Annotated in this window: 10 protein-coding genes; 6 read left to right on the forward strand and 4 right to left on the reverse strand. The window is 57.7% G+C overall.

Going from position 1 to position 9,650, the window contains the following annotated elements; genetic code table 11:
* The coding region (locus tag JIF53_RS04955) for a transposase (protein WP_199451900.1) at positions 1–138 on the forward strand (138 nt) is incomplete at its 5' end.
* 35 nt (positions 139–173) lie between these two features.
* Here JIF53_RS04955 and JIF53_RS04960 read toward each other — a convergent pair.
* Positions 174–2,165 (reverse strand): alkyl/aryl-sulfatase, encoded by a 1,992-nt coding sequence (locus JIF53_RS04960; RefSeq protein WP_228285472.1) that lies wholly within the window; start codon positions 2,163–2,165, stop codon positions 174–176.
* A 315-nt stretch (positions 2,166–2,480) separates the two neighbouring features.
* On the opposite strand from JIF53_RS04960, the gene JIF53_RS04965 reads away from it, so the two are divergent.
* Positions 2,481–3,413 carry a LysR family transcriptional regulator gene (locus tag JIF53_RS04965; protein ID WP_199451964.1) on the forward strand — a complete coding sequence of 311 codons (933 nt, stop codon included), beginning with the start codon at positions 2,481–2,483 and terminating at the stop codon, positions 3,411–3,413.
* On the opposite strand, the gene JIF53_RS04970 is transcribed toward JIF53_RS04965, so the two are convergent.
* Complete coding sequence (locus JIF53_RS04970; RefSeq protein ID WP_199451965.1) at positions 3,402–3,614, reverse strand: hypothetical protein; 213 nt, start codon at positions 3,612–3,614, stop codon at positions 3,402–3,404. The two genes, JIF53_RS04965 and JIF53_RS04970, sit on opposite strands and share 12 nt — an antisense overlap.
* A gap of 117 nt (positions 3,615–3,731) precedes the next feature.
* On the opposite strand from JIF53_RS04970, the gene JIF53_RS04975 reads away from it, so the two are divergent.
* The 3 genes from JIF53_RS04975 (at position 3,732) to JIF53_RS04985 (ending at position 6,739) form a co-directional block, all read left to right on the forward strand.
* Positions 3,732–4,946, forward strand: coding sequence for an EAL domain-containing protein (locus JIF53_RS04975; protein ID WP_199451966.1), 1,215 nt, complete (start codon positions 3,732–3,734; stop codon positions 4,944–4,946).
* An 80-nt stretch (positions 4,947–5,026) separates the two neighbouring features.
* On the forward strand, positions 5,027–5,779 hold the full coding sequence (locus JIF53_RS04980) for a hypothetical protein (RefSeq protein ID WP_199451967.1): 753 nt from the start codon (positions 5,027–5,029) through the stop codon (positions 5,777–5,779).
* Positions 5,780–5,887: 108 nt separating this feature from the next.
* Positions 5,888–6,739, forward strand: a complete 852-nt coding sequence (locus tag JIF53_RS04985) for a CARDB domain-containing protein (protein ID WP_199451968.1) — start codon at positions 5,888–5,890, stop codon at positions 6,737–6,739.
* Positions 6,740–6,783: 44 nt separating this feature from the next.
* Here JIF53_RS04985 and JIF53_RS04990 read toward each other — a convergent pair whose 3' ends face one another.
* On the reverse strand, positions 6,784–7,272 hold the full coding sequence (locus JIF53_RS04990; RefSeq protein WP_199451969.1) for a hypothetical protein: 489 nt from the start codon (positions 7,270–7,272) through the stop codon (positions 6,784–6,786).
* A gap of 74 nt (positions 7,273–7,346) precedes the next feature.
* Positions 7,347–8,354 carry a helix-turn-helix domain-containing protein gene (locus tag JIF53_RS04995; RefSeq protein WP_199451970.1) on the reverse strand — a complete coding sequence of 336 codons (1,008 nt, stop codon included), beginning with the start codon at positions 8,352–8,354 and terminating at the stop codon, positions 7,347–7,349.
* Positions 8,355–8,532: 178 nt separating this feature from the next.
* Between JIF53_RS04995 and JIF53_RS05000 the strand changes: the two genes are divergently transcribed.
* The gene (locus JIF53_RS05000; protein WP_199451971.1) at positions 8,533–9,495 is read left to right on the forward strand and encodes a sterol desaturase family protein; all 963 of its coding nucleotides are present in this window, start codon (positions 8,533–8,535) and stop codon (positions 9,493–9,495) included.
* Positions 9,496–9,650 lie beyond the last annotated feature (155 nt).

The raw sequence follows: 9,650 nt of genomic DNA on the forward strand, positions 1-9,650 counted from the left end.
ACCCATCACCTGAACACCAGCCTGCTGGAGGGCGTCAACAATCGCATCAAGGTCATCAAACGCATGGCCTACGGTTACCGGGATAACAGCTACTTCTTTTTGAAGATCAAAGCCGCTTTTCCCGGTATTCCGCGATGAACCATAAAAAAGGGGCCTTACGGCCCCTTTTTTTATCAGTCGGCTAACGCTTTTGGCGTAACGATAGGAAACACCAGATCAGGCTTGTCGAGCAGCGAGAAGAACTTGATCAGGTCCAGCGTGCTGCCGCTGATCTTCAGGTCGGGTGATGTCAGCACATCCTTGATACCCACCTGCTTGGTCACCAGCTTGACCAGCATGGGTCGTGTCAGCGCCAGGGTAGCGTTGGCATTCTTGGCCGGCGGAGCCTTGCGAAAACGCAGGACGGCATTCTCGATATTCACCACGTATTGCTCATTCACGTCGCGGAAATCAAAATTGATGGTGAGCGCCACGTCTTCTGCATCCGGGCCATTAAGGGCCACCTGAAACATCTGCATGAACTGCTCGGGTGCCGTCTGGTTGAGCAACTCGGTGGCATTGGCCAGATTAACGCCCTTCTCCGGCTCGCCATGCCGCAGTTCGTAAGCACCACTCAGATAGGCGTTGCGCCAGGCGGTGGACTCGGCGCGGTAACCCAGCTGGTCATAGGTCTGTGCCAGCAGTGATCTGGCCGCAACATTTTTGGGTTCTGCCGCTACAAGGTGACTGAGCACCTCAGCCACCCAGCGGTAATCCCCTGCATCAAACGATACCTGAGCCTGCTTGAGCAGATTGGCCGCACCGCCCATGAAGGCAACATAGCGCTTGCCCTGCTCGGCACGCGGGAGCGGATCGAGCGAGGCGGGATTGGCGTCATACCAGCCAAAATACATCTGGTAAACCGCCTTGGCATCGTGCTTCACGGTGCCGTAGTAGTCACGGTTCCACCAGTGGCGGGTGAGCGATTTCGGCAACTTTATCTGCTCGGCGATTTCGCGCGGACCATGGCCCTGATTGGCCAGACGCAACGTCTGGTCGTGAATGTAGCGATAGGTATCGCGCTGATCCTTCATCAGGGCGGCAATGCGGTCCTTGCCAAACACGGGCCAGTGATGACTGAAAAACATGACCTCACTGCCCGGGAAACGGTCAATGGCATCGTCGATATATCCGGACCAGCGATTGGCATCACGCACTTTTGCGCCACGCAGGGTGTAAAGGTTGTGCAGCGTGCGGCTCATTACCTCGGCACCGCAAAAGGCTTTCTTCGCGGGCAGATAGAATGTCATTTCTGCAGGGGCTTCGGAGCCTGGCGTGTACTGGAAAATAAACTCCACGCCGTCCACATCCACGGTTTGCGGCGTGCGATCGACAAGCTCGGTCGGGCGCAGGATGCCGATAGTGCCCATGGCCGGTTCCTTGCCCAGACCATTGTCGACCTTGCCGCGTTCGCTGCGCGGCAGATCGCGGCCATACATGTAAATGGCGCGACGTCCCATGGCCGGGCCGGCCAGAATGTTTTCGCTGGTGGCTTCTTCCAGAAAGCCGGCAGGGGCAATCACACGCACTTTTCCGGCAGCGACGTCTTCCGGCGAGGCAATGGCGGTAGCTCCGCCAAAATGGTCAACATGACTGTGCGTAAAAATGATGGCGACCACCGGCTTGTTGCCGAGTGTCTTGCGCGCAAATGCCATGGCACGGGTGGCAGTTTCTTTTGACGTGAGCGGGTCCACCACAATCCAGCCGCTCTTGCCTTCGATGATGGACATCACGGCCAGATCGTAACCACGCAACTGGTAAACGCCGTGTGCCACCTTGTACAGACCATGCAGGTTATTAAGCTTGGCCTGTCGCCACAGGCCGGGGTTCACGCTGCCGGGCGCATCACCCTTGATGAACTGGTAACCGTCGGCGTCGTAGGCCACGCTGCCATCTGCTGCCATCACCTTTAGCGAAGGTTCGCGTGCAACCAGACCGCGTTCGGCCTCCTGCATGTCAATGCCGTCCTCCGCCGGAAGACCTGCGGTGGTGTCGGCCTGTGTCTTCACCGTGGCACTGGTTGGTGCAGAAAAGCCGGCCGCATCAGCTCCCTCTACCTTGGGGACTTCGCGGGAGCAGGCCGCCAGTGCAACGGCAAAAAAACTGATCGTCAGGATGCGCATCATCGGTGCCTGTCATTATGGTCGTGGATGAGTGTCTTGCCGTGATATGGCAACAACCCGTGTTGCATTAAGGGCGGCCTGGATGGCGCAGCAAAACCTGCCCGTTGTTAAACAGTAGCTGCCTGGCATGACACCCGTAATAAAAATCCCGGCAGCATGAACCACCATGACAAGTGAAGGCGCAGCAAACAGGGATTCATCAAAGGCTCACCTGCCGGGAAAACCATGGATTGAATGCAGACTGCGCCCGGCACCATATTGTGTCAATTGCAAATAAAGCCATGATATATTGCGTTTACCACAACACGACGCCAGACCATGGACCTTCGTCGACTCAGCCATTTCATTGCCCTGGTGGAAGAAGGCCGCTTTGCCCCGGCAGCCGAGCGCGTTCACCTGAGTCAGGCGGCATTCAGCCGCAGCATTCAGGCGCTGGAGGAGCGCGTTGGCATGCAGCTGGTCGACCGTGGCCCTCATGGCATCACGCTGACGCAGGCCGGTGACGTGGTCTTGCGGCGGGCACGTGAACTGGTGTTTGACAGCAGTTGCATGATGCGGGATCTGGCACTGATGAAAACCGGTGATGCCGGCGAACTGCTGATTGGTGCCGGTCCGGTACCGGCCGCCACCATTGTCCCCTCCCTGCTGACCGGGTTGCGCCGGCAAAGCCCGCAGGTGGTTAACCGTTTGCGCTTTGGCAAGCTGCCGCAACTGCTGTTGCAACTGGAGGCACAGGAAATAGATGTTTGCCTGGGTGATCCGCGCCAGATGCTGCGCAACGAGCATTACGCCATGGCACCCGTCGGCAAGCAGTATGGCGGACTGTACTGTCGTGCAGGACACCCCTTGCTGCGCAAGGACGCCGTGCATGCAGCAGACATGACCCGGTACGGCGTTGCCCTGATCTCTACCTCCCCCCTCTTGCTGGACTCACTGGCAGCCGATTTCGGCTTTGCGTCTGGCCAGTCCTTTCCGCTGGCCGTGGAGTGTGACGACATTGCCATGCTGGCCCGACTGATTGCCGAGACCGATGTGCTGGGCCTGTTGCCGGACGCCATCATCAGCCGCAACGGACCCAAACTGCGCAAACTGCAAACATCCGGGGCATCGCCCGTGTTTGCAGATGTTTATGCGATATGGCTGAAGGACCGCACCCTTTCCCCTGCGGCGGAGCGTGCCATCACGCTGGCACAACAGATTGGCGCAGATATTGAAGCGGAGTTCAGCGGGGCCTTGCCGTCATCGCGTTGATGCCTTTGTCTGTGTTGCGACGTATCGTGTCATGCCGTCCTGTATTGTTGCGGTGCAAAGCCTTTGCGCACGCACCATCGCAATGCAAAAAGCAGTGAATAAAACCACCGCCATTTTGCTGCTGCCGTCATCCATCCAGCATGTTCCGTTCACATAATCATCATTCAGCCGCGCTATCGTGAACTTCATCACGAAATGCATGGCATTCATCCCTCATACCATCGTGATGGCACAGGGCTTGCCTCTCCTGTTTAAACCCTTCATGCCGTGCATTGCCCGCTTGCCAATGCAGATGGCCACTTTCAAGAAGTACGCTGAATGAACCAGCCCGTCAGTTTTCCGCCCCGTAACAACCATGTGCGCGAGGAGAATGGCATGAGTATCGGTGTATCAGGCGATACGGAACTGCAAAGCCTCTACCAGGCCATCATCAGCCCTGCCCTGCAGCGCACGGTCGGCATGGAGGCCCAGCTGCTGGTCAGACGGAATGGTCGCAGCGAAGTCGCCGAAACGCTGATGCACAAGCTGCCGGAGCAACAGGTTGCCGACATGGACCGGATAGCGCTGGCGGTGCATACCCGCAATGCCCCGCCGGTACCGCATGACAATGAATGGCTGTTTTTGCCGGTACAACCCCAGACCATCCGGCACCGCCTCTTCACGCCGGAAGAAGCGCTGCGCGAACTGACTGCCCAGGGCGTACAGCATTCACGCATTGTTCTGGAGATTACCGAAAGCGAAAAACTGGGCGACGCCGAGATCACGGACTTTGTGGCATCGTTTCGCGAGTGCGGCTTTGGCATTGCCATTGATGACTTTGGTGCGGGCGCCTCCAACTACGAACGTGTGCTGGCACTATGCCCCGACATTGTCCGGCTGGACCCGGCGCTAATCCAGAACGCAGAGCAGTCGTCACGTGCCGCCCGGCTGTTTCCCCACATGGTGTCGCTACTGCGCGAATCCGGATCACTTGTTCTGGTGGATGGCATAACCACCGAGCATCAGGCCAGGATTGCCATTGATGCCGATGCCGAACTGTTGCAGGGCAACTGGTTTGCCCCGGCTGACCGCCACCTGCCGGATACCGCAACCATCAGGGACAAGGCGGCCGCACTGATGGGTGCCGGCAAGTCCGTGATCGACAGAACCGAGTTACGGATGCGCAGCCGTTTCATGACGGTATGGAATGCCTATCGTGATGGCAGGGACCTGGGCAGCATCGTGCGTGAAATTCCGGACGTGGAGATTACCCGCGTTTACGTGATCGACAGTCAGGGATACCAGATTGGCGACACGGAACTGACACCGCATGCCCTGCAAGGCCGTCATCATCCCCTTGCCGATGCCCGTGGTGCCTGCTGGGCCCGTCGCCAGTACTTTCGCAATGCGCTGGAGCAACCGGGCCGGGTGCAGATCACCCGCCCCTATCTGTCACTGACCGAGCAGCGTCTGTGCATGACGTTTTCCTGCGTGGTGATGCGGCCTGGGCTGGGTCAGGTCGTGCTGTGCATGGATGCATTACAGTCCGCTTGAGACGGTTGATCGCACTTGTCGCTCAGGCAACCCGATGGCAGGATTGCACGCAATCATCATCCTGACTGTCGGGTTACTTCATGGCTCTTTCCTTTTTTGCGTCACACGCCCGACAGGGCCTTGTTACCGCTGCCCTCTTTCTTGCACTGCTTGTTCCCGCTGTGCCGGCACAGGCTGAAAGCGCGCCCCATCCCTCGGTCCTGATCGACAATTTTGTCATTACCGATGTAAAAGGACTGGCCAATCCCGGCCACACGAGATCTTCAAAGCCGTTTGTGGTCGACCCCGAGGGCGGCTCTGTCTGGGTAATGACCAACTATCTGGCCGAAGAAGGCGATGAAGACGCACTCAGCGTTACATCATTCGACATCATGCCAGAAGGTGTTCCCGTCCCTGCCGGCAGCAATATCGCGCGTTTTCCTGCACAGGAAATGGCCCGCTTCAAACCGGAAGAAGGACTGGCGCTGAACGTTGGAGGCAAGACCATCAAGCTGACGGACAATGTGCTGCGTGAGCTGATGACACCCGAGCAGTTTGATGAGCTGCTGAAAGCACGCGAAAGCACGAAAGGTGTGCTGCAACTGGTCCAGCTGCAGCGCTTCAACATTCCGGCCGATACCGAAACCGTGATCAGGATTGATCTGACCCGGCTGGAAAACATGAAACCACACTCGCTGGAGGTCGTGGTTGGCCAAGGTGCCGTGCCAGAAGAGCTGGTGACCTTCATGGATAAAAAGAACGGTAGCTGGCTATATCGCAACCGGAACATGGTGGGCATGATCGGCTTTTCTTTGCTGCTGGGTGGCTGGCTGTGGCGGCGGGCACTGGGCTAACCACGTCGTGAAAGCCCCTGCGCTGCATGGCGGCGCCCATGAGCTTGAGATGCATCAACTGCTCATTGGCTAAAAAGTGCTTAACTGAGATGAAGGAAGGAGGCTTTCATGAAATTACGCACAATCCCGGCGCTCATCGTGCTGCTTGCCAGCCCGGCCACACAGGCATTCTCACTGCCCGACCTCACCATCACCGACCTGACGGTCAATGGCCAGTGCCAGCCGGTGATTACCGTGCGCAACCTGGGGCCTGGCAATCTGCCGGACAAGGCCATGTATGTGGGGTACTCGCCCGGACTCTCGCTGCGCAAGGACGGCAGCCCGGTTGGCAATGCGATCATGGACAAGGCAGAACTCGTCCCTGCCGGGGGATCCTACACGTACACCGACACCCACCCGGATCATGTCGTGAGTGGTCAAGCCAACTACGTGGCCGTCATTGACGACTCCAGCATCATTCCCGAAGCCAGTGAAACCAATAACTCCCTTTCAAAAACATTGAACTGCACCCCCTCACAGCCGGACCTCACCATTGACCAGATGCAGATTGATAATGAATGCCGGGTGAGCATGACAATCAGGAATATCGGTCAGTCCGACATGAGCAGCACAAATTATGGCGTGACCACGCTGGAGCGGACCATTGATGGCGAGCCCAAGGGCTCCATCAGCCTTTCAGGCATTGATGGTGCAGCACAGGCCGCAGTCAAGGGTGGCTCTGTCACCTGGACAGATGCGCAGGAATTCCAGCCGACCAGTGATGCCCGCTACAACCTCTCCACACCAGCTGGCAGTGATGCCAACCCCGGCAATAACGGCCGCAGCATTATCGTGCCTGATCGCTGCAAGGCAGCACCGTCTGAAGGCCACCATGATGGGGACGATTATCTCTGGCAACCCGATATCCAGCCAATAACGCCCATGCGTCCAGCACGCCCGATACGCCCATCGCCAAAGTAAGGAACCCGCTGTGCTGGTCAGCCGTGGCCGGCACAGTAAAAATCCTAGTCCCCGACTGACACAGGACTGAAAATCTGTGCCTGTCCCTTCTTGTTGGTGAACACAAGCTTGCCCTGATCCACACCCAGCCGCATTTCCTCTGTCATGGGCTGCATTTCCATGTCACGCAACACGGGCTCTGCCTTTCCCTGATATTTAAGATGGGAACTTGCCTTCTCGTGATGCAGCTTGAGAACGCTGCCATTCAGTGAGTACTTTCCCTGCGACACACTCCAGAAATAGTCGCAATCCGGCGTGACGGCCCCCATGCCACAGAAGCTTTTGAAATCCACCTTCTGCGAAAAAGCACCATCCCGACTGAACGTGTAAGAAACCTGCACAAAACCAAGCTGCCCCAGTTGCGGCTCGGATACCCATGACCCGGTGATGTCAAAATCCACCAACTCTTCCGCTGCATGTGAAACCGGAGCCAGAACAATGCTGAGCATCAGGCACACCAGATAAACCCGGTTCTTGAAAATTTGCTTGAACATACCTTTGTTTACCCCCGCTCTTTTTGCCTTGCTTCATGAAACACAGCAAGGCCGCACCCGTGCGATGACCTGAATCAAAGCATAGCCAAAGACTTGCGCAGGCGTGCCGGGGTTTGCCCGGTCCAGCGTTTGAAGGCACGGTTGAACGCACTCTGCTCGGAAAACCCCAGCAACAGTGCAATGTCGCCCAGCATCAGCGAACGGTCCGCCAGGTACTGACGCGCCAGTTGTTCACGGGTACGGTCAAGCAGTTGCTGCCAGGTGAGGTCACGCTTGTCGAGGCGACGCTGCAGCGTACGCAAGGAGACATGCAATGCATCGGCCGCGCGTTGCAGGGTGGCATTGTTTTCCGGCAACAGCCGCAGCATCACCTGCTGCAGGGCACGGTCAAATGCATCCGAATCCGGCAGTGCCAACAGTAATGCTTCTGCCTGCCGGTCCAGCAAGGCGCGCAAACCCGGATCGCTGTGCGGCATGGCAATCGACAGGTAGCTGACAGGGAAACGCACACGCGTATAGCCATCATCAAACCGGACAGGACAGCCAAAAAATGATTCGTAGGCGGCCCTTTCTTCGGGTGTATCCGGCGAGGAATTGATGAAGGTAATCAGGGACGGTGGCGGCGCATTGTCTACCTGCCGACGCAGAAACGTGATCAGCGAGGCAATGCCGACCGAGTCCATGAGCTGCCCCATGGAGGCGCTGCTGCGCTCCCAGCGAATCTCGACATCGCCGCCTTCCATGCTGATCTCGGCCAGATCGGCCCCATAGAACAGCCGCTCGTAACGCTGGTAGGCCAGCAGGGCCTCGCCCAGATTGCTGCTGGCCAGCACTACATACCCCATAACCCCGACATGCCGGGGTTGCACCATTGCGCCAATGGCCAGACCGGGTGCCGGCAATTGCGGGCGCAGTGCCGTGGCCCGCTCCAGCAGGTCCTGCCAGACCGCCAACGGCACGATGTCGTCGGGTGCCCACCGGGCCAGAACGGCCCGGATATCTGGTGCCAGCAGATGCTCGCTGTCCAGCCAGTCGGCAAGCAACTGGGTCCACGCCCCGGTCACACGGATCACGCTGGCCATGCTCTGGTCTCTCTATGACTGTAGTACATGTCACCAATAGTCAATTTCAAGTCATGGATAGTCAATAAATATTGACCGACTGCCGAAATAATAACCACATCAGAAGCCCGGTATCTGCCAGGCGACGCACAACAACCCGAATAGCCATAACAATATTCATAGCAACAGGGGAGCTGCCATGAGCCTCATCGACATGATCACCAACGTCTGGACCCAAAGTGGGATGGCCGAACTCTGGGCCACCGTTGCGCCATGGCTGGCACTGGACGAACGTCAGCTGATTTTCATGATTGCCACGCCGTTCTTTATTGGTGTGGCCGTGTGGGAATACCTGCGCATCCGGAACAACCCCGTGCTGATGGACACCGGTGAGGCCGTGCGCAACTTCATGCTGGGTGCCGGTTACCAGATTACCGAACTGCTGTTTGCCGGCATCATCGCCTTTCCGGTCTATGCACTGGCCTATCACTATCGCCTGCTCGACATCGAGCTGAACTGGGCAACCGGCGCCCTGCTCTGGGTACTGACCGACTTTGTATTTTACTGGTCTCACCGCGCGTCACACCGTGTGCGCTGGTTGTGGTGTGCACACGTTACCCATCACTCCTCGGAACGCATGAATTTCTCGACCGCCATGCGCCAGAATGCCACCAACATTTTCAATGGCGGCTGGCTGTTCTACGTGCCACTGGCATTCATCGGCTTCAATCCGGTATGGATTGGTGTGAGCTTTGCGCTGTCACTGGTGTACCAGTTCTTCATTCACACCACGCTGGTCACCAGGCTGCACCCGGCAATCGAGTTCATTTTCAATACGCCCAATCATCACCGCGTGCACCATGCCAGCAACACCGGCTACATCGACACCAACTATGGTGGGGTGTTCATCATTTTCGACCGCCTCTTTGGCACCTTTGTCGAAGAAAAGGCTGCCGAACCGATCCGTTACGGCATTACCCGCCCGGTGCACTCAAACAACCTGATCGTCAGCTGGACGCATGAGTACGTGGACATGTTCCGCGACATGGGCAAGCCCGGCGGACTGCTGGCTCGACTGAAACACTTGTGGATGCCGCCGGAGTGGCAGCGGGAAGCGGATGTCACGGCCAGCACCAGTACCACCACCCGCGAAGCGGCCTGACCCTGCAAAAAAAAGGTTCATCGCGGATTAGCGGGAAAGAGGTAGGGACGGACGGTGAAACGGGTTAGGTTGTTTGTGCGAGCAAATCACCGTCCGAGACACCGCCGTCATGCCAGATGCTACGTTTCCTGCCTGGGGCTGGGAAGGGTTTTTAC

The sequence above is a fragment of the Marinobacter sp. bablab_jr008 genome, assembly GCF_016464145.1.
Classification (GTDB): Bacteria; Pseudomonadota; Gammaproteobacteria; order Pseudomonadales; family Oleiphilaceae; genus Marinobacter; species Marinobacter nauticus.